The sequence below is a fragment of the Faecalimicrobium sp. JNUCC 81 genome, assembly GCF_053667625.1.
Genome location: NZ_CM132203.1, coordinates 400,504 through 425,014, shown reverse-complemented (window position 1 = coordinate 425,014; position 24,511 = coordinate 400,504). Strand labels below are relative to the sequence as shown.

Below are 24,511 nucleotides of genomic sequence, written 5' to 3'. Positions count from 1 at the left end.
AATTTATTTTTTAATAGAAGGTTTTTACATATTTTTTGTAGAATATTAGTATTAAGTATATATGATTAGAAAGGAAGTTTTTTATGGGATTAATTGACCAAGTGTCTATCAACGCTTTATCTAAAAGAGATTTATTACTTATTGTAAAGGCATTAGAATATACTAATGAAAACACAGGCCTTAAAGATTTTCTAGAGCTTAGAAATAGTATTGTAAAAGAACTATGTTTTTTAACTGATACTACTGAAGAAGAATTCGTAAATTATTTAGAATCTACTAACAAATAACTTAAGATTTTTTGAATTTTAGATAGTATATACCCGATTTAGATTTGACATCTATCTTTAGTATATTATTACTAAATTCTTTTGATATAACTGTTATTTGGTTAAGTACAGGATCTATTACTGTATCTCCTTCATTAAGGCTGATTAAGTTGCGTGGATCTACATTTTTATCATACATTTTTTTATTGATTTTATAATTTCTCAATTTGTAAATGTACTCTGACATCGATAAAATAAAATCTATATTGTCTATATTATTATTTGAATTTTCACCTAATATAGATAGTATAGATTTTTTTATACTTTTAATTCCATCGTTAGGTACTTCTCTATCTTCTATATAAATATCATATAATATGTTTAATAAACTACCTACTATCTTTTCATCATTATAGTTTTTAGCTTTTAAGTCTATATACTTATCAATTTCTTGTATAATCTTAATTCTTTCCATTTGAAATTTAATTGTATTAACCTTATCTAACTCTATTGAAAATTCTATAATTCTTTCCTTCATAATCTGAAGTAAATCAATATATTCTATATTTTTATTTTCTACAATTTTTTGAACAATTATATTATATAATACTGAACCTAGTATATAATCAAATGTAAAATCTTCTTTTTTAAGGTACTTTATGTACTTTTGAATTAGATTAACTACCTCATCTTCACTTTTATTTATATTCGTATTTGAAAGTATAACTGGCAATAGTATATTTAATATATTATTATACTCTAATTTTTCTCCATAAAATCTAAAATAAATTAATTCGTCTTTTAACCTTTTATTATCTATATAAACATATCTTTGTTTTTCATCATCAACTAAGCATTTTGTATTTATTATGATTAAATCTTTTAAGTTTTTATCTCCTATATCAAATGCAAATGTATAAGAATCTTTTATTATGTTATCTTTCATTAATATTACCTTCCTCGTGTAATACTCTATAATAATTATTTTTATCAACTACCATATTTAATATACTTGTATTTAAGTAGCTTGTCTATAATTATAACTCCTTTTAAAAAAAAAAGAGACAGCATTAAGCTGTCATTTATTCAGGGGAATAGTAGTGTACAAGATATCTGTATGCTACTATATACTATCATTATACGATATTACATTTTTAGATGTAAAGTATCAGTTTTCGACATTCCCCATATTTTTTATATTATTACATTCTTTCTGGTGCATGCATTCCTAATAATTTTAGACCATTTTCTAAAGATTGTCTAGTTGCTTCAACTAAAGCAAGTCTTGCTTTTCTTACCTCTACATCGTCAACTAATATAGGATTGTCATGATAGAATTTATTGAATGCTTGAGCTAAATCTAATACAAATCTAGTTATTACATGAGGCTCATTCTTTCTTAATCCTGCAACTATACACTTATTGAAAGATGCTATAACTTTTAAAACTTCTGCACTATCTACATCATTTAATAACTCATAGTTTATATTTGTTGTAGCCTCTTCATTAGCTTTTCTAAGTACTGCACAACATCTAGCATGAGTATATTGAACATATGGACCTGTTTCTCCATCAAAGCTTAATGTTCTATCCCATGAGAATGTATAATCCTTTATTCTACTGTTAGATAACTCTTGGAATACTACTGCTCCAACCCCTACCTGCTTAGCTATTGTATCAACATTTAAAGCATTTGGATTTTTAGCAAGTATTGTTTCTTTAGTCTTATCTATTGCTTGATTTAATACATCTTCTAAGAAGACTACTCTACCTTTTCTTGTAGACATAGTTCCATTTTCAAGTGCAACCATACCGAATCCAACGTGTACTAAATCTTTAGCCCACTCAAATCCCATAAGTTCTATAACCTTAAACCATTGTTCAAAGTGTAAGTTTTGTTGGCTACCAACTACGTACACACATTTATCAAAGTTATAAGTTTCATATCTATATATAGCCGCTGCTAAATCTCTTGTCATATATAATGTTGATCCATCATTTTTAGTTATAAGTGCTGGTGGCATCTTATATTCTTCTAAATCAACTATTCTTGCACCTTTAGATTCTTTTAAAAGATTTTTTTCTTCTAGCATTTCTATTACCCTAGGCATTTTATCTGAATAGAAACTTTCTCCTGCTAAAGAATCAAACTCTATATCTAATAAATCATATACTCTGTTAAATTCTTTTAAACTTTCATCTCTAAACCATTGCCATAACTGAGTTGCTTCTTCATCATGGTTTTCTAGTTTAGTGAACCATGCTCTTGCTTCATCTTCCATTTCCGGATGAGCTTCAGCTTCATCATGGAATTGTATGTATAGTTTTAATAATTCTGGGATCGGACTAGCCTCTACTGCTTTTTTATCTCCCCATTTTTTGAAAGCTACTATTAGCTTACCAAATTGAGTTCCATAGTCTCCTAAATGGTTTATTCTTGTAGTATTATATCCTTGAGATTCATACATTTTGTATAAAGCATTCCCTATTACTGTAGTTCTTATATGACCTATATGGAAAGGCTTAGCTATATTTGGAGATGAGAATTCAACTATAACATTTTCTCCTTTTCCTATTTCACTACGCCCATATTTTTCTTTTTGAGTTAATACATCCTTTATAACGCTTTCTGCTAATTGAGATTTATTAACGAAGAAATTAACATATCCGCCTAATGGTATTATCTTTGATATAGCACCTTGAGCATTTAATGTTTCACATAACTCAGCTGCTATCATATTAGGAGCTTTTCTAAATACTTTTGCTAATTTGAAACAAGGAAAAGCATAGTCTCCCATATCTTTATTTGGTGGTATTTCTACTAGTGCTATTATTTCTTCTACAGATAAATCTTCTATTTTTTCTTTTAGGCAATTTGCTATTGCTATTTTAAAATCTTGCATGTTATTTCTCCTCTCTTATTCTTATTATTTTATGGTAAATCAATTTCTGAGTTTTTTCAAGTTATTTGGCATTTTTCATAGCTATATTTTGAAATCTAAGTATATTCATTTAAATTACTTAATTATATACATGATAAAATCAAATTGTAATTATAATTTTGTCTCACTAATTACTTTTATTCCATTTTTTCTAAAAAGTGCCGCAGTAGCACCTACACCACTTATTTTTTTTCCTGAAAAAGTTCCATCATATATAAAGTTACTTCCGCAAGATGGACTTCCCTCCTTTAAAATAGCTTCTCTACATTCATACATTTTAGCTATTTTTAAAGATTCATTAGCACCTTTTATAAATTCAATACTTACATCTTTATTATTTTTATCAACTATTTTAGATTCATTATTTATTACACTATATCCATCACCATTTATTATTTCCGCTGGATTCCTAGGGGTTGAAAGTCCTCCTAATTGTTCTGGACAAATTAATATAAATTCTTTATCTTTTAAATAATTGACTACTTTTTCGTTCTCATTATTATTGCCGTTGTACTTACAATTTATTCCAAGCAAGCATGCAGATACTGCTATCATAATAATAACCTCTTATATTTATTTTAATTTAACTATTGTAACACCTGCTCCACCTTCACCGTATTCTCCGGCCCTTTGTGACTTAACGTGTCTATTTCTTTTTAATACATCTTGAAGCCCTGATTTTAATACTCCTGTACCTATCCCATGTATAACAGTAACACTTTCAAGACCTGCTACGTATGCATCATCTAGATACTTTTCAACTTCCATTCTAGCTTCTTCTAAATTTAACCCTCTTAAATCTACTTCACTTCTTACATTTCCAGATTTAGATTTAATTATTTTTCTTGTTTGTTTTGTAACAGTTGTTTTAGGGTCTTGTTTTGCTCTTTGTAATGATTTAAATGGAAGGGTCATTTTCATTATTCCAATTTGAACTACTGCTTCTTTTTTATTATTATCAACAGATACAACACTACCTTGTTGATTTAGTGTTATTACTTTGACTTCTTCACCAGGTCTTAAATCTTTTATTTCTTTTGTAACAACTTTTGGTTCTATCATACTCTTAATAGTTGGCTGAAGACTTCCCATAGAATTTGTTAATTCTTTTCTAAGTTCTTCTATTCTTTGGTTCTTTTCTTTTGAAGCTCTTTCTTCTTCTAGCTTTCTAAGTTCTTTAATTATATTATCAACATCTTCTTTTGCTTGTCTTGTAACCCTAAATGCTTCACTTCTTGCTTGTTCCATAAGCTTTTCTCTTTTAGCTGATAATTTTGAAATCTTTTCTTCATATTCATTTTTAAGTCTTTCAATTTGAGATTTTAATTTTTCCGCTTCTTCTCTTTCTTTTACAGCCTTTATTCTATTTTTCTCAACATTTTGAAGAACATCTTCTATTGCTATGTTATCAGAATTTATAAATTCCTTAGCTCTAGTTATTACATGTGAACTAAGACCTAGCTTTGTTGATATTTCAAATGCATTTGATTTTCCTGGCACTCCTAATAAAAGTTTATATGTTGGACTTAATGTTTCTAAATCAAATTCTACTGCTGCATTTTCTACACCCTCTGTAGTTAATGCATAGTTTTTAAGTTCACTGTAGTGCGTTGTAGCTATACAGTTAGCCCCAGCCATATGTACATCCTCTAATATTGCTATTGCAAGGGCAGCCCCTTCTACTGGATCTGTTCCGGCACCTAGTTCATCAAATATTGCTAAAGAATTTTCACTTACTTCCTCTAATATAGAAACTATATTTGTCATATGAGATGAGAAGGTTGATAAGCTTTGTTCTATACTTTGTTCATCTCCAATGTCAGCAAAAATATTATCATATACACACATACTACTCCCAAAATCAGCTGGTATATGTAACCCACTTTGAGTCATAAGTGCAAATAACCCTACTGTTTTTATAGTAACTGTTTTACCACCTGTATTTGGACCAGTTATAAGTAATGTATGGAATTCTCTACCTAAATAAACACTATTTGGTACAACCTTGTCTTTATCTAGTAATGGATGTCTACCATTTCTTATATTTATATACTTATCTTCGCTTAATGTAGGCTCCACACCTCTCATCCCCACAGATAATTTTCCTTTTGCAAATGCAAAATCAAGCCTTCCTAAAATCTCTTGATTCGAAATTAAATCTTGTGATATTTCTCCAATCATAGCTGATAGTTCAGCTAAAATTCTTTCTATCTCTTCTTTTTCTAAAAGCCTTAATTGTCTTAATTCATTATTCATATCAACTATACTCATAGGCTCTATAAATAAAGTGGCTCCTGATGATGATTGGTCATGTACTATACCTGATACTTGCGATCTATATTCTGCTTTTACAGGCACTACAAATCTATCTCCTCTTACAGATATAATTGCATCTTGAAGATATTTTTGATAAGTGGTAGAGCTTATTATTGAATTTAATTTAGATCTTATAGATTGATTTTTTTGTACTATTCTTCGCCTTAAATCTCTTAATGTGCTTGATGCATTATCAGATATTTCTATTTCACTTATTATTGCATTATATATAGCATCTTCTATATCTCTATATGCATATAAAGAATTTGATAGAGATTGTATTATTGGATAGTTAAAATCTTCTTCATCACTACCAGAAAAATTATTTTTTAATGTTCTAGCCGCTCTTAAAGTATCTGCTATCATAATTAAGCTTCCTGGATCCAGTGATGCCCCTATATCAGCTCTTTTAGCCTTATCTTCTATATCATGTATTCCTTGTAATCCAATACTTCCTCTTTTTATATATATAGCTTGTGCTTCGCTAGTTTCCTTAAGCATATACTTAACGTCTTCAAAATTAGAGCTTGGTGTTAAATTTTCTATATATTTTAAACCTAGAGAAGATGAAGCTTTTTCTTTCAATATGTCGATTACTTTATTGAATTCTAAAACTCTTAGTGATTTCTCGTTCATGCTTCCTCCTTAATGTATATATTTATTTTAATGTGTATTTTATGTGAATTTGTATTATACTATTTATATATTATACATAATCATAGTTTATTTGTACTATAAAAATCTAGTTTAAGTGGTTTAAATTAGGTTTTTTGGTATATTATTTACCTAATATGTATATATTAATCTAGTTTATATTAGAATTTATTTAAAATAAAGCATTTACTAGATACTTTGTTCATGTAACTTGCACGACCGCACAAATACAGATGACAGAAATTATATTAAAAGGAGTGTTATTTATGGAAAACGTATTAAAAGGTTTACAACCAGAAATTGTGTTTAATTATTTTGAAGAGATATCTCAAATTCCTCGTGGTTCTGGAAATGAAAAAGCTATAAGTGACTATCTTAAAAGTTTTGGTGAAAAATTAGGTCTTGAAACTATACAAGATGACGCACTAAACATAATAATAAGAAAACCTGCTACAAAAGGTTTTGAAAACTGTCCTGGTGTAATACTTCAAGGACATATGGATATGGTATGTGAAAAAAATAAAGATACAGATCATGATTTTACAAAAGATCCTATAAAATTAAGAACTGAAGATGATTTTATATATGCAACTGGAACTACTTTAGGAGCAGATAATGGTATAGCTGTTGCTATGGGTATGGCAGTGTTAGCATCTAATGATTTAGATCATCCTACAATTGAGTTATTAGTTACTTCTGATGAGGAAGCTGGTATGACTGGTGCTATGGCACTTGATGGTAGCTTACTTAAAGGAAAATACATAATAAACCTTGACTCTGAAGAAGAAGGTCATTTATTAGTAAGTTGCGCTGGTGGTACTACAGCTACATCTAAACTTCCTTTAATTTTTGAAAACGTTGACTCTAACAAGCAAGCTTTATTAATTGAAATCAAAGGTTTACTTGGTGGCCACTCTGGTATGGATATAATAAAACAAAGAGCAAACTCTAATAAATTAATGGGTAGATTATTAAATTTACTAAATGTAAATTACGATTTAGCTAAAGTTGAGGGTGGTTCTAAAAATAATGCAATACCTCGTGAATCTGACTGTGTAATAGTTGTTGATAAAAATGAAGTTGAAAATGTTAAATCAAAAATAAGTGAAATAACTAATATATTAAAAAATGAATTCTCTACATCAGATCCAGGATTAGCTATAGAATGTTCTGATGCTAATGTAGATAAAGTATTCTCATGTGATTCTAAAGACAAAGTTATAAAATTAATGAATGTAATACCTAATGGAATCCAAACTATGAGTATGGATATAGAAGGATTAGTTGAAAGTTCAACTAACTTAGGAGTTGTTAGAACTCTAGAAAACGAAATTACATTTGAATGTGCTGTTAGAAGTTCAGTTAAAACATTAAAAGAAGATATAACTAATAGAATGGATTTATTAGCTAATGCTTTAGGCGGTAAATTAGAATTAGATAGTGATTACCCAGCTTGGGAATACACTAAGGGTTCTAAATTAGAAGAGATATGTTTTAATACTTATAAAGAATTAACAGGTAAAGAACCTATAATAATGGCTTTACATGCTGGTCTTGAGTGTGGATTATTACTTGATAAGATGCCACATGCTGAGGCTATATCTCTAGGACCTAATATGTTTGAGGTTCATACTCCTAATGAACATTTAAGTATAAGCTCTACTAAAAATACTTGGGATTATTTAGTTGCAATACTTAAATCTATGAATATTCAATAAAATAAATAAAAAGGTGTCTCAATTTAAATTTTAATGAGACACCTTTTTTATTAATTATTGATATCTAATTTTATACCATCATCTTCAAATAATATTGCAGTATTTCCTTCATCGTCTACCATATATGGTATAAGTGTTAATTCTTCATATTTACTTGATGTATTTTTATATCTAAATTGAATTTCTCCTTTATCTACATCATAACCAATACCATAACTAGGTAATTCTTTATTTTCTTGGTCTAATATTTTTAATTCTAAGCTATCTATATTTTCCTTATCAATTCCATAGTATTTACAGTTTATCGTCATATAGATTGGAGATACTTTTAATTCTTCTATCTCTATTTTGCTGTTTTTGCCATTAATGTTTAAATCAGTACTTTTATTAAATTTGTATGACTTTGACATATCAATTAACTCAGATCCTTTTATATCAAAGTTAACTTCCCAGTTTCCTCTTATAACTCCTGCATGAGGTCCTCCATCTTTTTTAGCATCTTCATATGAGTTATAATATTGTTTATAGTTTTCCGCAAGATGCAATTTTTTTATTTTTATTTTAAAGTTATAGGTTTTATTTCCATCTACTACATAAGGAAATTTATCTTTATTTATTTCTTCATAAAAAGACTCTTCTGATTCATTTTCTATTGCATTTATACCTTGTTCCATAATATCATCTATTACTTTTTTATTTTCATCCTCCCTTTCATGTTCTCCTATGCCCCCTGATATTCCCACAAACTTGACTCCGTCAATATATATTTCATTTAATTCTGCTACTGATAAAGTAGTATCTCTATTTCCCCATTTTTCAACTTCCCAGTCTTCTTGCTGTTTTTTAGTAAATCCTTTAAATAGATTAAATTTACTATAATCTATATTTACATCTATAAGAAGTTTTCCATCATCAAGTAGAATATTTCTAAATAATATTTTTACATCTTTATCTTCTGCCACTTTATTTATATTGTACTTATATGTACTAACTTCATCTTCTTTCATCTTTACTATATCACTTACTGAATACCATATATCTTCAATATATGCCAATACATTTTCATTAAACAAAATTCCACTTCCAACTATGGCTACTAATGATGCTACCACTAAACCTTTCTTATACTTACTTTTTCTATTTCTTAATGTACTTTTCATCTTACTTTTAAATTCATCATTATTATCAAATTTTATTTCTTTATATTCATCAACATCTATTTTAACATCGTTTAAAATTTCAAATTTATCTTTCATTTAATCCCCTCCTATTTACATAATTTTTCTCTGATTCTTTTTCTACCCCTAGATAATCTATTATATAAATTAGAAACCTTTGTATTAGTTTTTATAGCTATTTCTTCTAAATTTTTGCCTTGTATATAGTAATTAATAAAGAGCTCTTTATCTTTTTCATTTAGATGATTTAATATTTCATTTATCTCTTCTTCCATCTCCGATTTTAGAAGTTCTTTGTCTATATAGTAAATTTCTTCGCTAATATCTAAAGTCTCTATTTTAGATAAATACTTTCTTTTATAATCTATAGCTTTATACTTTGATATTGCACATATCCAATTTTTGAAGTTATTTTTATTTCTATCAAAACTTTTTATATTGTCCCAAATAGATAAAAACACATCGCTAACACACTCTTCCTCATAGTTAATAAGAACCCCTAAATGCTTTCTAACTACTGATGTTATAATCCCTCTATAATTGTCTATAAGCATCTCCATTCCTTTTTCCTTTCTCCTTTTTATATATTTAATTATTAATTCGTCCTCCAAATTATTTCCTCCCTCTGTAAAAGCTTTTACAATATCTAATACGAGTTTCAAATTGAAATTCTATCACTTTATTTAAAATTTATTTTTTTCATATTAAAAAGCAGAGTTTAAATATTTAAACTCTGCTTATTTATTGTAACTTATTTAGGTTTTATTCATTAATTATTTTCTTTAAATTTATTTTTAAATTTTTACTATTTTATATTTATTTTTTAGATTATTTTTATATAAAGACCTTAAATTTTCAATGGTTTTATTCTCCATATCCTTTTTTCTTATTAAAGCTGCTTGGTCTATATTAAAATAAGTAATAAAATACTCTTTAGTTTCGAATACTTTATAAAAGTTATCATACTTAAGTTTCCATTCACCTTCAATTGCTGTACTTTTAGCAATTAAAAAACTTTCATAAAAATCTAGTATACCTTGTGAGTTAAATGTTCCCATCTTATCAGTTTTTACTCTTTGTTTAATTTTAGTTTCAACTTTATATATAATTGTTAATATAAATATAATAATTAACATACTAAAATAAATAAAAAAATCTTTTATATAAAATTGATCTTCACTATAAGCAAGAAGTGTAGACAAAAATGCTATAAATAAAAACATTAACGGAATTTTTATTTTACTTTTTAAAAGTATTGCTATATATAAGAAATTACGATAGTCTTCCTTTTCCATAGAGGTCATTACTGTAAATAGTTTATTGTCATTCATTTTTTACCGCCTTAAATTAATATAGTAATCTACAATCTACTTATTTTACTATACCTTGAATTTATTTTTTTAAATTATGTTTTCTAATAATCCCTGTAATAGAATAACATTTAATTCTATTTAATTCTATATATTAGGCTTGAATAGTCATTATTTGGGCTTAAATAGATATCTAATAAATTTTATTTTTCTATAATTTAAATTAATAATATTTTTTAATAAAAAATACACTTAATAATAAATTAAGTGTATTTAAGGTATTAGTTATTTAATATATTTTAGTAATTTATTATATGTTTTTTCTGTATCATCACTATTTTTTTCATTATAATAAATAATTTTATCATTTTTAAGTCTAATCTTTATATAAGGCTTTTTATTTTTGTAAATGTATACTATTGCTTCTTCACCTTCAACATTACATACACCTCTAGAATAAATAAAAGTACCAGACCCAGTTATTTTACTTGAAATATTTATATCCTCTAAAAGTTCAATATTTTTAATATCTTCTATCTTAAAAGATGTCATTTGCATCCTAATTTTATCATCTTTTATAGTTAATTCATGCCCACCTGTTACATCAACAGTAGCTAAAATTAAACAAAAAACTAGGCATGGTATAGTTATAAATCCCACTGCAAGCAACATGTATTTTTTATCTTGCTTAGTTTGTTCTTTTTTATAACCTGTTTTATATTTATTATAAATACGATTATAGCAAAGAATTAAAGCAATAACTCCAGGTAATGCTAATAATCCCATTAATATAGATCCAATTTCTTTAGAAAATACTGAAATTACCCACGATATAAAGTATAATAATCCATAAACAATCCACATTATTCCAACAGCTTTGTTATAGGCTTTTATGTCTGTAATCTCTTTAGCCTCTACTATAGTTCCAGACCAAAAATGCATAGGAATATTATTTTTAAAAGAATAAATTCCAATTCCTAAAAAAATTACTACTACAGGTATAATCGAAACTAAAAGTACTATATTCTCCCCCATAAATTCATCACACCTTCTAAGCTATTTTAAGAAAAGCCCTTCTATTTCCATATTTTCATTGTAATTTGTTATAAACTTAAGCTTTCCATTTTTAAACTTTACAACATCAATAATTGCAGCAATATCTCCTTCTTGTGCTATACCTTCCTTACTAATTTTTTCAAATTCTCCAAGTTTATCCTTTATAGAATCCCAGCCATCTTTTAAAGTTTTTTCAAATTCTGCAGGTGATGCTGATTCCTTCATCTTATCACTCATTTGCCCTGATATCTTATCGTACTCTCCATTGATAATAAAATTTACAACTTCTTTACCTCTCTCTTTTAAAGTTGCCTCATCAAATGCATCACTTAATTTTGAACTACTACACCCTACTAATATAATCCCCGTTAAAAGTGCTACTAATAATAATTTTACTCTCTTCATAATTTTTCTCCCTCACTTATAATTTTTTTAGATAAACTATCTTTTTTATATAATTTTTTAGAATATACTGCAAACCCTGCTAAGGCTAATCCACAGATAAATATATAAATCTCAACTCCGACTATTCCAACGCCGAAAACTTGTGGAAGTATAACTAGCGGTGCATTTACTAATGTATGAACTAGTATTGCAATAAACAAGTATAAAATCTTTTTATTCCTAACTCCATAAAGAACAATCATAGATAAACCTATATGAATTGCCATAGCACTAATTCTTTCAAATCCTGATATAAGCGCAAGTCCTGGAGTTAAACTTATACATTGGCTGTATAGTAAACTTAAAGATTCACTTGAGTGTGCATTTATTGTTCCATTGTTTATCATAATACAAACTATTAACGTAGATAAACAAGATACTCCAGCTAAAAGTATGGCCTCTATTCCTCCATGTCCAAATCCATAAGATATACCGTCATCAAACTCACGATTATTTTTTAATAAATATTTAAAAGCTATAAACCTTCCAACTTCTTCAAATATTCCCGCAGTTAATCCTAAGAATATTCCATATAAATAAGGATTTGTCTGCATTTTTATAAACCACATCATATTAGGAAGTACATAAGTTAGTATTGGCACCCTAATTAACATCTGTGATACAAAAAATATCAACATTCCAACAAGAAAACTTTTTGGTACTTTCTTATGTTTTTTAAAAAAATATACAAAACCTATTGTTGGTATTAAAAAACATACTAAAGTACTTACAATTAAACTCACTATAACACTTGTTTCAATCATACTTACCCCACCTTTATATTGGTATTATAATATTTACTTTGAACTCACTTTCGTCAAAGTTTATTAGCATAGTTCCATCATATTTTTCTAGTGCTTTTTTTATATTTTCAATCCCAAGGCCTTGGTGGTTTTCTTTAGTCGACTTAAACTTTTTATTCTTCTGTATTGGTTTAGTAGTTATAGAGTTAGATATATTTATTACTAATAGTTCATTAAATTTATTTACATCTAAATTTATATATCCACTACCTAAGGTAGCTTCAATTGCATTATCTAGTAAATTTGCAAATATAGTTGTTATATCTATATCTCTTATAAATTCTAAATTTACATCACCTATTCTAAATTCTACATTTATCTCTTTCTTTTTTATCATATCAAATTTATCATTTAATATTATATTTAGCACTCTATTGCTCGTATAATATTTCTGATTTAATTCATTTAACATCTTATGTATATCATCTGTATAAATCTTAGTACTTTCTGTATCGTTAGTTTTATAAAGTTCTTCAATTGTATTTAAATGATTTCTTATATCATGAGCTAGTTTTCTCGAGTCCTGATACTTTTTTTCTAAATTATCATAATACTTATACTGAAGCTTTGATTGTTGTTGATATAGGTTAACTTCATTTTGTAGTATATTATTTTTAGATATATTTTCAAAAGTGTATGTTACATATATGTTCACAATAAATATCATAATTACATTTATAATAAACAGTATTATTTCTTCAACACCTGCAAATATTTGCATATAACTTAAAAGTGTAAATAAATAAATTAAACTAAATATAGGTATAATCATAAAGCTAATAGACTGTTTGAATTTTAAATTTTTTATTTTTATTCTATTCATAAATCCTATTGCTAATCTTGTATAAATAAAGTCTATTAGCCTTAAGGTTATTAAAGACATCGCATAATGATAATAGATAGCTTCAATACTATTTGATATTGGTTTTACTAGGGTTAATGCTATTGTTATTAATGTATCACACATAAATAATCCAATAGGAAATAATAAGTAATGTAGTTTATATGATCTCGAATTGTTATATCCAAAATGGCCTATTAAAACTATCCCTGCTACCATTAATGCTAAATTTATATATCCATTTCCTTTAAGTGATATTATAGTTATTATGGTTGAATATACTAAGTAAGTTATAATATAAAATCTTTTACTTTTATAAATATTTCTCTCAACTTTGCTCATAAAGTAAAAATACATATATGTTAAAAAGTAATTTCCTATAATCGGTAATACTATACCTATAAATATTTCCACAATCTTACCCCCTTCTATTTAGTTCAATTTTATTGCTGAAATAAATATTTAGGCTCTGCCTAAACTGGGTAGATTTTTTTTGCGATAGAGGTATAATGCTTCCATCCATCATATGAATATCATATCCTTTTACTGATTTTACGTTATATAGATTTATAGAAAAGCTTTTATGTGGAGTTACAAAGTTATACTTTTCCATATTTGCACCTATTTCAGATATTTTATCTTTAATAATATAAGAGTAATCCCTGCATTTCATTATTACCTTTCTTAACTTATATTCAAAGTAATATACATCTTTTAAATCTACTCTTATAAGTCCTTCTGTTGTATTAAATTCTAAAATTTCACTTACTTCTTCTATCATATATGATAGTGCTTCGTCTAGCTGATGATGAACTTGCTGTTGTGATACTGGTTTTACTATATATCCAAATGCATGTACACTAAAAGCAGATGAAGTATAATCTGTATAGTTTGTTACATAAATTATTTTTACAAGCTTGTCTTTTTCCCTTATTCTTTTCGCTGTATCTATTCCGTTTATACCTTTCATATCAATATCTAAAAATATAATATCAAAGTTAATATAATCCTTTATTAACTCTTCTCCACTCTCATATGTTGCTATTTCTATATCTGATTTTGAATAGCTTTTTATTATTTCTTTAGTTTTATTTAAAATATTTATCTCATCATCACAAATAGCTATTTTTAGCATTTTATACCTTCCTTTTATTGTCGTTTACTTATTAAGAATTATAAGCTTTAAACCATACTTCTGGCAACAAGTATACACAAGTTACAGTAAATTATGTATAAAGTACATTATGATATTTTATCTAATTAAATAAAAACAAAAGGTATTAAAATAATAAATACTATTTTAATACCTTTTTTAACTACTTTATGCTATTTTCTATTTTTAAAGTTAATCTTAGTTACATTATCTTTTTTATTAGATTTTGGTGCTATCATACCACTTTTTAATCCTAATAAAACTTCTATTTCTTCTGGATATATACTTAATCCACAGTTCTCTAAGTTATCCACTAAAGTTTGTCCATTCATTATCTTATTATCTATTAACATTTCCACAGCTTTTTTCAACAATTGAGGACTTGTAGCTTTTATATTTTCATCTAATGGTTCTGTTTTTAACCATCCCTTTTTATCCATTTCCTTCATTAAGTACATATACTTTTTATAATTTATAGCTCCTAAAGTATACGCTCTTAAAATCATTGCAGATATTGGAACTATCCACTTTTTCTTTAATTCTACGTAATCTTCTAATTCACTAACATTAGCTAAATCAGCCCAGAAAGCTTCCTTTGGTAATAAAAATGCACATGCAAATTCATCTTTTGAGAATTTTTTAGACGGTATGTTAGCTTCTGTTGATACTATATATGCTAGTTCATAAGCTAAATCAAAGTTTCTTATTGTAGCTGATTTTCTATCATTTCCTAAAGATACTAAATATCTGCTTACCTTATCTATACTTTGCTTTTGAGTAAACGACATTGAACCTTTTTTATCCACATTCATAGACGATATTGCTATTCCATTTACTTCTAGTAATGTCGTCATATTCCCTATAGGTCCATCTCCTAATCCCCAATATCTTCTAACTTTAGTAGCTAATTCTTCTATATCATCATACTTACTTAAGTTGTCTGCTAATTTCATTTCTGGGAATTTTATATATCCTTCTATAAAAGATATTATTCTATGAGTCATTACTAATTTTTCTTTATAAGAGATTTCTTCCACTCTTGGTATTGGTGATTCTGGTCTAATATGAGTACTTTCAACTAATACCTTTATACTATCTTTTTGAAAGAAGTACTCTCTTGGGAACTTTAGTGCATTTGATATTTTCATCTCATTTTCTACAACTGGCTTGTACTTCTCTTCTTCAAAAGCTATTAAATCTTTTTTATTTATTTTAGTTTCACTAGCTAATTGATCTATTGTTTTACCTCTATACATTCTTGCAACTTTTAATCTTTTTCCGTTAAATATCTTTTTTTTGCTCATATTTTATCTCACTTTCATAATTTATGATATCCGTCATCTTAAAATTTAAAATGCTCTGGATAAAAGTAATACCCAGAGCATTATTCAAATAATATTATGTCGATAATATTATCATATTTATTATATATAGTCAATTATAAGCCTAATTTATCGCTTATACCCTGCATAGCCTCTAGAGATATTTGTGCAAATTCATTAAACGGTATACCTATTTCTTCAATACTTCTCATAGCCTCTCTAGAAGCCCCTGCTGCAAATTTTAGTTCTTTCATACGCTTAGTTATAGATTTTACCTTTACACTAGATATCTTTTTATCTGGATATATAAGTGCTATTGCTGTAATAAATCCTGTTATAGGATCTGCTGCATATATTGCCTTATCCATAGTACTTATTCTTTCTATTCCATTATCATAGTTATGAGCTTTTATAGCTTGATATATGTATTCATTTCCAAACTTTTCTTTTTGAAGAAGTTCTACAGATTTTATACCATGTAACTTTGACTCATCAGGATTATTTTTATAATCTAGCATGTCTGAATCTAAATCATGTAAAAGTCCTGCTATTGCCCACTCTTCTTCTTTTTCTGGCTCTAACTTTTTTCCTAGTTCTCTCATAACTGCTTCAACTGCATATGAATGTTTAAGTAAATGTTCACTATCTAGATATTTGTTAAGTATTTCTATTGCTTGTTCTCTCATTTCCCTTTACCCTCCTAAACCTTTATACTTTATTTTATTGTTATTCTACACCTCTATAATAATGGCCTGCACATACCCCTCTATCATCTAATTCATTATAAAGTTTTGTAGCTTTTAAACCAAGTTTGTAGTCATTATTTAATACTTCTTGATAAGCTTGTATTACTTTTCTAACCGTTTCTCCATCTTCTAATGTAAAATCTAATCTAAGTATGTTTATACCTATCTCATTTAGTTCTTCTAAATTATCTAACATACAAGTTACCTTTGAATTATATATAGTACTTCTACAGAATATATCTTGAGATACTCTATATTTTTCATCTTTAAAGTCTTTTAAAGCATAAGTACTTTCCTTACATTTAGCAACTCTCTTATCTTTTTTACATTCTCTTACAACTACACCCATTGGACAATACTCTGTTATCATAAGCGGAGTATATCCATATACAACTCCTTCAATATCCATGTCTGTATATTTTAAGGTTTCTTTTATCTCATAAATATTTAACTCTTGAGATAAACATAATGTATTTGCTCCAACTTCTTTAAAGTAATTTACAGTTTCACTATTAAATGCATTTAAGTAATAGTCTATATTTAATTCTTTATCTTTAAAATAATCTATTGGTCCCCAGCTACCAACTTGTACAGAATTTATTCCAGATTCTTTTGCTTTATTTAGTTGTGAGTATTCTTTATATCTTATTATTCTAGGTGTAGAGTAAACTAGTTTAGTATTGTATTTATGCGACATTACTATAGCTTCATCTAACGTTCTTACATCTTCATAATAAATTGTTTCAATACCACATTCTAAAGCTTCTTTTAATTGTTCTAAGTTCTTAACTTTTACAGATAAACTTTCTTTATTATCTCTTCTTACTTTAGTTGGGTTATATTTTACTACTTTATTCTTATAGCTTCTATTTTTTATCTTAACTCTTTCTTCGTCTAAATCCTCAATACAATCTCTTCTCATTTGGTTTAGTATACTTATTGGTAAACTTATATTATCATCTAAATCTATTTCTAAATTTCTTAGTAAATAGGGGGTATTACCCATTTTTTGTAACTGAGTTTCTATCTTTTCTTTACTTAAAGCTACTTTCATGGCTTTTTCTACTATCTTATCTCCAACTACTTTCGCACTATTTCCTTTAATATCATTTAGAATTAATACTGGATTTTCACCTAATTTTATGATTATTTTAGCATCTACATCATTTTTTATAAGCTCTTTATCTTGTTTAAATGTAGCTTGTACTCTATCTATTAATTCACTATCTGAAGTTTTAAATACTACTTGTCCTCTTTTAGCTTCACCAACAAAATCTAGTTCTATTAAATCGCCTTTATAACCTATTGTAGTTATTTCACCATTTTTAATAATTCTACCTATTGTTCCACCGCCTAGGTTTATTCCATCACCCTTTTTAAGAGTATTTTCTAGTATCATTTTTAATCTCTTAGTTTTTTTATTACAATCTAAAACTTTTCCTATATACAGACCTTGGTTATTAGGTATTTCAGAGTTCATTACTTCTTCTCCTACTTCTCCTAATATTAAACCTTTAGTGAACTTTCTATTGAATATAACGTATAAGTCATTTATAGTTTCATTTGATACTTCTAATTTTTTAGTAGTTTGATATTGTTTTATTGCTTCATTATAGCTACCTATAACTGTCGCTACATATTCCGGTTTTTTCATTCTTCCTTCTATCTTTAAAGAATGTACTCCAGCATCCATTATTTTATCTATTTCTTCTATTGTACTTAAATCTCTTTGGCTTAACAGATAATCTCCATTACTATTTATTACTTCTCCAGTATGAACATCTATAAGCTCATATTTTTGTCTACATGGTTGTGCACATCTACCTCTATTACCTGATCTATTACCTATCATCGAACTCATTAAACATTGACCTGAGTAACATACACATAATGCTCCATGAACAAATACTTCTATATCAGCTTTACAGTTATCACATATATATTTTATCTCATCTACGCTTACTTCTCTTGCTAAAACTACTCTATCAAACCCAACTGATTCAAGGTATTTTACATCTTCTAGTGAGTGCGCAACCATTTGAGTACTTGCATGAAGTTCAAAATCTGGCAACATCTTCTTTATAATCCTTGCCATACCTATATCTTGAAGTATTATTGCATCTACATCTATATCATATAAAAACTTTGCATATTCTACAAAGTCATATATTTCATTTTGTTTTATTAAAGTATTCGCAGTTACAAAAACTTGTACGCCTCTTATATGTGCATATCTAACAGCTTCTTTCAATTCATTTCTATCAAAATTATTTGCTGATGCCCTTGCACTAAAATCTTTACCGCCAAGATATACAGCATTAGCTCCATTTTGTACTGCTGCCTTTAAAGCTTCAAATGACCCAACGGGTGCTAACAATTCTATGTCTCTCATATTATCCTCCTTAAAATTCGCTTTACTAAAAATATTATATCTCTATAATATCCCTAATTATAAAAATTAAAACCTTCAGGTTAACTCCTGAAGGCTTAATTTTACTATCTTTTCGCTCTCATGAATTTTACTTCATTTTCAAGCTCTGTTTTTTCTAATTGTACTTTATATGCTTTATTTTGGAACTCTGATGCTAAACTTTCTGCAATTTTTGCTCTTTCGTTCGATTCATCTATAGAAGTTTTTAGCTCTTCTATTTGAGTTTTATAAGACTCTAGTTCTTCCTTTGAAGACTCAGTTTTATTTGATAATATAGCAATTTCTTGTTTTTGAGATTCTATTACTTTATTTAATTCTTCTATCTTTTCTTCATACTTAGCATGTTCTTTTTCTTTGCCTTGTAATTCTAGATGTAGTTTTCTAATCTCTAGTTTAAGTTCTTCGTCTGATGAACCAACTTTTTTCTTTAATTCTTCATTTTCCTTAGCTAATTCGTCGTTTGACTCTGAACATTCAAATAATATATCTGTAATGTTTACTGCTGTTACTATAGCTGAAACAACAGTACTTAGTTTCGGATTTGCACTTATAACCTTACTCATCTCTTTATCGACATATGATGCAACAGCTATCATATGTTGTTCCGACTTATCTCCAACCATCGGATATTCAGCCCCATTAATCTTTACCATTACCTTATTCATACTAACACGCCCCTTAAGTTAGTTAGTTTGATCTTAAGTTTGCATTTAGTTTTTCACTTAGCTCACTTAATATCTTATCATGTACTTTTGCTACATCTTCATCTGTTAAAGTTTTTTCACTACTTCTATATGTTAAAGAATATGCTATTGATTTATATCCATCTTCTATTTGAGACCCTTTGTAAACGTCAAATAATTTATAACTTTCAACTAATCCACCTGAATTAGCCTTTATTATATCTTCTATTTGTTTTACAAATACTTCATCTTTAACTATTAATGCTATATCTCTAGATGTTGATGGATATTTTGGCAATGGAGTGTATATTTTAGTTCCATTACAATTATCAAATACTAAATCAGTATTTATTTCAGCTACATAAACTCTTTGCCCTAGATTGTAGTTTTCATCTACATTTGGGTGTATTTCTCCAAAAGTACCTATACATATATTATTATACACTACTTTTGCACATCTTCCAGGATGGAATGTAGGATTTGTCGTTTCTGGTTCTATTTCGTAACCTTTTAATCCAACATTATTTAATATTATTTCTACAATTCCTTTTAAATTAAAGAAGTCTACTTCTTTACCATACATTCCTACACATAATTTCTTAGTTTCAACTGGTAAACCATCTTGCGGAGTAAATGTATTTCCGCATTCAAATGCTGATACTGATTCTACTTTGTGAGATATATTTGTAGATATTACATCTAACATATTAGGTATTAATGTAGTTCTCATAACAGAAGTCTCTTCACCTAATGGATTTATTATCTTAACAAAATCTCTCTTTGAATCATCTTGAGATAAGTTTATTTTATCTACACCTCTTGGGCTTACAAATGAATATGTTAATATTTCACTTAACCCAGTTGCTATAGCATTATTTTTTATATTGTCCATAAATTTTTGTTTATCAGTTTTTACACCTGCTGTAGCATTTCCTTCTAAATCAGCTGATGGAATATTTTCATAACCATATATTCTAGCTATTTCTTCTAATATATCTGCATCTTCAACTATGTCCAATCTGAAACTTGGAACTTCTAATTCTAATTTATCAGAATTTATTAGGTTACACTTAAACTCTAAACTTTCTAATATACTTAAGAATTGGTCAATTGATACGTTAACACCTAATAATTTATTTATTCTTTGAGGGTTAACTACTACCTTTTGAACTTCTTCTTTCTTTGGATAGTAGTCTAACATTCCGTTTAATACTCTTCCACATTCTAATTCTTCTATTAGTTGGCAAGCTCTATTTACAGCCATTTCTGTTAGGTTAATATCTATACCTTTTTCGAATCTAGAAGACGCTTCAGTTCTAAGACCTAATTTCTTAGACGTAGCTCTTATATTTTCTTTAGCAAAACTAGCTCCCTCTAAGAATATAGATTTTGTTTCATTTTTTATTTCTGAGTTTTCTCCACCCATTATACCAGCTAAGTCTAACGTCTTATCTTGGTTTCCTATTACTAACATATCTGATGTTAATACTCTTTCAACACCATCTAATGTAGTGAATTTTTCATCTTCATCAGCTAGTTTAACTATCATTTTATTGTATTTTATATCATCTAAGTCAAATGCATGAAGTGGTTGACCTAACTCTAACATAACATAGTTTGTTATATCTACTATATTGTTTATTGGTCTCATTTCTGCTTCTATAAGTCTTCTTTGCATCCAATATGGAGAAGGACCTACTTTAACATCTTTTACAACTTTACCACAGTATCTCTTACATAAATCTGTTTGAATATCTATTTCAAATTGCATTTCTTCATTAGAGCCATTTACTTTTATTTCTGGTAACTTTAATTCTGTTTCTAATGTAACAGCGGCTTCTCTAGCTATACCCATTATCGATCTACAATCAGGTCTGTTTGAAGTTATTTCAAATTCGATTAATGCATCATTTATTCCTAAAGCTTCTCTTACATCAATTCCTAACTCAAATGAATCTTGATGATCTAATATATATATCCCGTCTTTTTTATGATCTTCAACATATTGAGATGGTATAGTTAGTTCTTCAGCACCACAGAACATTCCTTCTGATAATACTCCTCTTAACTTACCTTTTTTTATTTTAAAGTCTCCAGGAAGTACTGCACCTATTCTAGCAACAGGAACATAATCTCCAACTTTTATATTTTTAGCATTAGTTACTATTTGAAGAATTTCTCCATTTGCTACTTCAACCTTTGTAACTGTTAATCTTTCTGCATCTGGGTGCTGTTCTATTTCAAGTATTTTACATACCTCAACACCATTTGTTTCTTTTCCAAAGAATTCTACTTTCTCAACTTTTGACCCTGTCATAGTCATCATATCAGCAAATTCTTGAGTATCTTTATCTATATTAACGTAGTCTCTAAGCCATTTTAAAGGTACTAACATATTAAATCCCTCCTAATTAAAATTGATTTAAAAATCTCATATCATTTTCGAATAATAATCTTATATCGTCTATTTCATACTTAAGCATCGTAATTCTATCTACACCCATACCGAATGCAAATCCACTGTAAACTTCTGGGTCTATTCCACAGTTTCTAAGTACGTTTGGATGTACCATTCCTGCTCCTAATATTTCTATCCATCCTTCACCTTTACACATAGGGCATCCTGCACCATCACACTTAAAGCATGTAACATCTACTTCTGCACTAGGCTCTGTAAACGGGAAGTTGTGTGGTCTAAATTTAGTTTTTGTTTCTTCTCCAAATAACTTCTTAACGAACATATTTAATGTTCCTTTTAATTGTGCCATTGTAACATCTTTACCAACTACAAGACCTTCTATTTGATGGAACATCGGTGAGTGTGTAGCATCTGGAGAGTCAAATCTAAAACATCTCCCTGGAGATACTATCTTTATAGGTAACTCTTGGTTTTTCATAGTTCTAACTTGAACTGGAGATGTTTGAGTTCTAAGTAATAATTCACTATTTATATAGAATGTATCACTCATATCTCTTGATGGATGGTCTTTCGGCGCATTTAATGCATCAAAGTTGTTTGCAACAGTTTCAACTTCTGGACCTTCTGCTATTGAGAATCCCATTCCCATAAATATTTCACTTACCTCATCTATTATTTGAGTTATTGGATGTTTCTTTCCTACTAAAACTTCTTTCGCTGGCATAGTAACGTCGATAACTTCTTCAGCTAATTTCTTTTGTTGTTCTATAGCTTTTAATTCTTCTTTTTTAGAAGATATACTTCCTTCTATTGATTCTCTTACCTTATTAGCAACTTGACCTATAACTGGTCTTTCTTCTGCTGATAACTTACCCATCTCTTTAAGGATAGCAGTTATTTCACCTTTTTTACCTAAGTACTTAACTCTTAAGCTTTCAACTTGTTCTATACTAGCAGCATCTTTAATATCATTTAAAGCTACTTCTTGCAAATTAAGTAATTTTTCTTGCACTATTATCACCCTTTCACGTCTTTTTTGTATTAAAATTCGCTTCGCTCATATCGCCAACGACTACGTCCGTTGCTTAAGCTTAGCAGTTAGAAATTATAAATAATTTCTTGTATTAAAAAAAGCCCTTCATCCCTATCTAGGGACGAAAGACTATAATTTCGCGGTACCACCCTAGTAGTTTATTAAATAAATTAATAAACCACCTCTAATAAACTTAACGCGTTTTAACGTTAAAGCCTACTTTAAATTTCAGCTTTAATACTCCAGAGGGAACTTCTTTTGAATTCTTAGAAAGTACTTTCAGCCTTGGTACTTATCTCTGAGCTAAGTTGATTCAAAATACTTTTCTCTTTCATTGTATTTTAAATATACTTTTACATACAATTATATCATAAAATTTACACTGCTTACAATATCCTAAACTAAGTATTTCTTTATCTCATACATTAGTATCGCTGAACTTATAGCAGCATTTAATGATTCTGCCTTCCCATATATAGGTATTTTAACCAATACATCTGAATTCGATACTAATTCATCATTTATTCCATTAGCTTCATTTCCTATAACTAAAGCGACTTTATAATTATATTCTACCTCATTGTAGAAGTTATTTGTATCTAAATAACTAGATACTATATCAAAATTCTTTAGTTTAAGTAATCTTACCGCTTCATCCTGACTTGCATGAATTATATTCATATCAAATATAGATCCCATTGTTGATCTTATAACCTTTGGGTTATATATGTCTACACAACCTTTTAATGCTATTATAGCATCAACTCCAGCTGCATCTGCGGTTCTTATTATAGTTCCCATATTTCCTGGATCTTGTATTCTATCTAATATTAATACAAATCTATTTTCATCCTTTAGACTCATTTCTATATCCCTAGGTTTAAATTTAACAACACCTAGTATACCTTGAGTACTTTCCGTATCTACTAATTCATTGAATATTTTATTTGTAGTCTTATATGTTTTTATCTTTTTATCTTTAAGTATATCTAAAAACTTTACATGCTCTTCTTTATTTTCAAAATCTTCATTTATAAATACATAATCTAAATCAGCACTACAATCTATTGCTAAAGTTAGTATTCTATATCCTTCTATTATAAATTTATATTCTTTATTTCTATTTTTTGACTTTAATAATGATTTAGTGTATTTAACTTTATCATTATCTTTTGCTGTTATCATTATAGCCATGG

Annotated in this window: 21 protein-coding genes and 1 other annotated feature; of the genes, 2 read left to right on the top strand and 19 right to left on the bottom strand. The window is 27.8% G+C overall.

All coding sequences use genetic code 11. The annotated features are described in order from the left end of the window. Positions 1–83 precede the first annotated feature (83 nt). Positions 84–287, top strand: coding sequence for a hypothetical protein (locus tag JNUCC81_RS02180; RefSeq protein WP_208333071.1), 204 nt, complete (start codon positions 84–86; stop codon positions 285–287). A gap of 1 nt (position 288) precedes the next feature. Here the strand turns inward: JNUCC81_RS02180 and JNUCC81_RS02175 are convergent, their stop codons facing one another. From JNUCC81_RS02175 to JNUCC81_RS02160, 4 genes are all read right to left on the bottom strand, one after another. Next, positions 289–1,212 carry a hypothetical protein gene (locus JNUCC81_RS02175; RefSeq protein ID WP_454095118.1) on the bottom strand — a complete coding sequence of 308 codons (924 nt, stop codon included), beginning with the start codon at positions 1,210–1,212 and terminating at the stop codon, positions 289–291. Between the two features lie 256 nt (positions 1,213–1,468). After that, positions 1,469–3,169, bottom strand: coding sequence for an arginine--tRNA ligase (argS, locus tag JNUCC81_RS02170; protein WP_454095117.1), 1,701 nt, complete (start codon positions 3,167–3,169; stop codon positions 1,469–1,471). A 150-nt stretch (positions 3,170–3,319) separates the two neighbouring features. Next, a complete protein-coding gene (locus tag JNUCC81_RS02165) occupies positions 3,320–3,763 on the bottom strand; it encodes a DUF523 domain-containing protein (RefSeq protein ID WP_454095116.1) in 444 nt (147 codons plus the stop codon). Positions 3,764–3,781: 18 nt separating this feature from the next. Further along, positions 3,782–6,160, bottom strand: coding sequence for an endonuclease MutS2 (locus JNUCC81_RS02160; protein ID WP_454095115.1), 2,379 nt, complete (start codon positions 6,158–6,160; stop codon positions 3,782–3,784). A 284-nt stretch (positions 6,161–6,444) separates the two neighbouring features. Here JNUCC81_RS02160 and JNUCC81_RS02155 point away from each other — a divergent pair, with 284 nt between their 5' ends. After that, the gene (locus tag JNUCC81_RS02155) at positions 6,445–7,896 is read left to right on the top strand and encodes an aminoacyl-histidine dipeptidase (protein ID WP_454095114.1); all 1,452 of its coding nucleotides are present in this window, start codon (positions 6,445–6,447) and stop codon (positions 7,894–7,896) included. 50 nt (positions 7,897–7,946) lie between these two features. On the opposite strand, the gene JNUCC81_RS02150 is transcribed toward JNUCC81_RS02155, so the two are convergent. From JNUCC81_RS02150 to JNUCC81_RS02080, 15 genes are all read right to left on the bottom strand, one after another. Beyond that, on the bottom strand, positions 7,947–9,152 hold the full coding sequence (locus JNUCC81_RS02150) for a DUF4179 domain-containing protein (protein ID WP_454095113.1): 1,206 nt from the start codon (positions 9,150–9,152) through the stop codon (positions 7,947–7,949). Positions 9,153–9,163: 11 nt separating this feature from the next. Beyond that, the gene (locus tag JNUCC81_RS02145; protein ID WP_454095112.1) at positions 9,164–9,685 is read right to left on the bottom strand and encodes a sigma-70 family RNA polymerase sigma factor; all 522 of its coding nucleotides are present in this window, start codon (positions 9,683–9,685) and stop codon (positions 9,164–9,166) included. A 183-nt stretch (positions 9,686–9,868) separates the two neighbouring features. Beyond that, positions 9,869–10,405, bottom strand: coding sequence for a hypothetical protein (locus tag JNUCC81_RS02140; RefSeq protein WP_454095111.1), 537 nt, complete (start codon positions 10,403–10,405; stop codon positions 9,869–9,871). 264 nt (positions 10,406–10,669) lie between these two features. After that, entirely contained in the window at positions 10,670–11,419 is a 750-nt protein-coding gene (locus tag JNUCC81_RS02135; protein WP_454095110.1) for a hypothetical protein, read from the bottom strand. 21 nt (positions 11,420–11,440) lie between these two features. Next, a complete protein-coding gene (locus JNUCC81_RS02130) occupies positions 11,441–11,845 on the bottom strand; it encodes a DUF3887 domain-containing protein (protein WP_454095109.1) in 405 nt (134 codons plus the stop codon). Beyond that, the gene (locus JNUCC81_RS02125) at positions 11,842–12,648 is read right to left on the bottom strand and encodes a YhfC family intramembrane metalloprotease (RefSeq protein WP_454095108.1); all 807 of its coding nucleotides are present in this window, start codon (positions 12,646–12,648) and stop codon (positions 11,842–11,844) included. The genes JNUCC81_RS02130 and JNUCC81_RS02125 overlap by 4 nt, the downstream gene beginning before the upstream one ends. A gap of 13 nt (positions 12,649–12,661) precedes the next feature. Continuing rightward, positions 12,662–13,942 carry a sensor histidine kinase gene (locus JNUCC81_RS02120; protein WP_454095107.1) on the bottom strand — a complete coding sequence of 427 codons (1,281 nt, stop codon included), beginning with the start codon at positions 13,940–13,942 and terminating at the stop codon, positions 12,662–12,664. A 4-nt stretch (positions 13,943–13,946) separates the two neighbouring features. Continuing rightward, positions 13,947–14,663 (bottom strand): LytR/AlgR family response regulator transcription factor, encoded by a 717-nt coding sequence (locus JNUCC81_RS02115; protein ID WP_454095106.1) that lies wholly within the window; start codon positions 14,661–14,663, stop codon positions 13,947–13,949. Positions 14,664–14,854: 191 nt separating this feature from the next. After that, on the bottom strand, positions 14,855–15,985 hold the full coding sequence (locus tag JNUCC81_RS02110) for an XRE family transcriptional regulator (RefSeq protein ID WP_454095105.1): 1,131 nt from the start codon (positions 15,983–15,985) through the stop codon (positions 14,855–14,857). Between the two features lie 134 nt (positions 15,986–16,119). After that, positions 16,120–16,689: an HD domain-containing protein gene (locus JNUCC81_RS02105; protein ID WP_454095104.1), complete on the bottom strand. Its 570-nt coding sequence runs from the start codon at positions 16,687–16,689 to the stop codon at positions 16,120–16,122. Between the two features lie 40 nt (positions 16,690–16,729). Continuing rightward, positions 16,730–19,141 carry a DUF3656 domain-containing U32 family peptidase gene (locus tag JNUCC81_RS02100; RefSeq protein ID WP_454095103.1) on the bottom strand — a complete coding sequence of 804 codons (2,412 nt, stop codon included), beginning with the start codon at positions 19,139–19,141 and terminating at the stop codon, positions 16,730–16,732. A 104-nt stretch (positions 19,142–19,245) separates the two neighbouring features. Next, complete coding sequence (gene zapA, locus JNUCC81_RS02095; RefSeq protein WP_454095102.1) at positions 19,246–19,845, bottom strand: cell division protein ZapA; 600 nt, start codon at positions 19,843–19,845, stop codon at positions 19,246–19,248. Positions 19,846–19,867: 22 nt separating this feature from the next. After that, positions 19,868–22,258: a phenylalanine--tRNA ligase subunit beta gene (gene pheT / locus JNUCC81_RS02090; RefSeq protein ID WP_454095101.1), complete on the bottom strand. Its 2,391-nt coding sequence runs from the start codon at positions 22,256–22,258 to the stop codon at positions 19,868–19,870. 16 nt (positions 22,259–22,274) lie between these two features. Further along, positions 22,275–23,294, bottom strand: a complete 1,020-nt coding sequence (gene pheS, locus JNUCC81_RS02085) for a phenylalanine--tRNA ligase subunit alpha (RefSeq protein ID WP_454095100.1) — start codon at positions 23,292–23,294, stop codon at positions 22,275–22,277. Between the two features lie 135 nt (positions 23,295–23,429). Continuing rightward, positions 23,430–23,659: a binding site (T-box leader), on the bottom strand. A gap of 52 nt (positions 23,660–23,711) precedes the next feature. Further along, positions 23,712–24,509, bottom strand: coding sequence for a TrmH family RNA methyltransferase (locus tag JNUCC81_RS02080; RefSeq protein ID WP_454095099.1), 798 nt, complete (start codon positions 24,507–24,509; stop codon positions 23,712–23,714). Positions 24,510–24,511 lie beyond the last annotated feature (2 nt).

What these genes read in the sequence shown, in the direction of transcription:
- JNUCC81_RS02180 (WP_208333071.1), top strand. Translation starts at nt 84, where the DNA reads ATGGGATTAATTGACCAAGTGTCTATCAACGCTTTATCTAAAAGAGAT.
- JNUCC81_RS02175 (WP_454095118.1), bottom strand. Translation starts at nt 1,212, where the DNA reads ATGAAAGATAACATAATAAAAGATTCTTATACATTTGCATTTGATATA.
- argS (WP_454095117.1), bottom strand. Translation starts at nt 3,169, where the DNA reads ATGCAAGATTTTAAAATAGCAATAGCAAATTGCCTAAAAGAAAAAATA.
- JNUCC81_RS02165 (WP_454095116.1), bottom strand. Translation starts at nt 3,763, where the DNA reads ATGATAGCAGTATCTGCATGCTTGCTTGGAATAAATTGTAAGTACAAC.
- JNUCC81_RS02160 (WP_454095115.1), bottom strand. Translation starts at nt 6,160, where the DNA reads ATGAACGAGAAATCACTAAGAGTTTTAGAATTCAATAAAGTAATCGAC.
- JNUCC81_RS02155 (WP_454095114.1), top strand. Translation starts at nt 6,445, where the DNA reads ATGGAAAACGTATTAAAAGGTTTACAACCAGAAATTGTGTTTAATTAT.
- JNUCC81_RS02150 (WP_454095113.1), bottom strand. Translation starts at nt 9,152, where the DNA reads ATGAAAGATAAATTTGAAATTTTAAACGATGTTAAAATAGATGTTGAT.
- JNUCC81_RS02140 (WP_454095111.1), bottom strand. Translation starts at nt 10,405, where the DNA reads ATGAATGACAATAAACTATTTACAGTAATGACCTCTATGGAAAAGGAA.
- JNUCC81_RS02135 (WP_454095110.1), bottom strand. Translation starts at nt 11,419, where the DNA reads ATGGGGGAGAATATAGTACTTTTAGTTTCGATTATACCTGTAGTAGTA.
- JNUCC81_RS02130 (WP_454095109.1), bottom strand. Translation starts at nt 11,845, where the DNA reads ATGAAGAGAGTAAAATTATTATTAGTAGCACTTTTAACGGGGATTATA.
- JNUCC81_RS02125 (WP_454095108.1), bottom strand. Translation starts at nt 12,648, where the DNA reads ATGATTGAAACAAGTGTTATAGTGAGTTTAATTGTAAGTACTTTAGTA.
- JNUCC81_RS02115 (WP_454095106.1), bottom strand. Translation starts at nt 14,663, where the DNA reads ATGCTAAAAATAGCTATTTGTGATGATGAGATAAATATTTTAAATAAA.
- JNUCC81_RS02110 (WP_454095105.1), bottom strand. Translation starts at nt 15,985, where the DNA reads ATGAGCAAAAAAAAGATATTTAACGGAAAAAGATTAAAAGTTGCAAGA.
- JNUCC81_RS02105 (WP_454095104.1), bottom strand. Translation starts at nt 16,689, where the DNA reads ATGAGAGAACAAGCAATAGAAATACTTAACAAATATCTAGATAGTGAA.
- JNUCC81_RS02100 (WP_454095103.1), bottom strand. Translation starts at nt 19,141, where the DNA reads ATGAGAGACATAGAATTGTTAGCACCCGTTGGGTCATTTGAAGCTTTA.
- zapA (WP_454095102.1), bottom strand. Translation starts at nt 19,845, where the DNA reads ATGAATAAGGTAATGGTAAAGATTAATGGGGCTGAATATCCGATGGTT.
- pheT (WP_454095101.1), bottom strand. Translation starts at nt 22,258, where the DNA reads ATGTTAGTACCTTTAAAATGGCTTAGAGACTACGTTAATATAGATAAA.
- JNUCC81_RS02080 (WP_454095099.1), bottom strand. Translation starts at nt 24,509, where the DNA reads ATGGCTATAATGATAACAGCAAAAGATAATGATAAAGTTAAATACACT.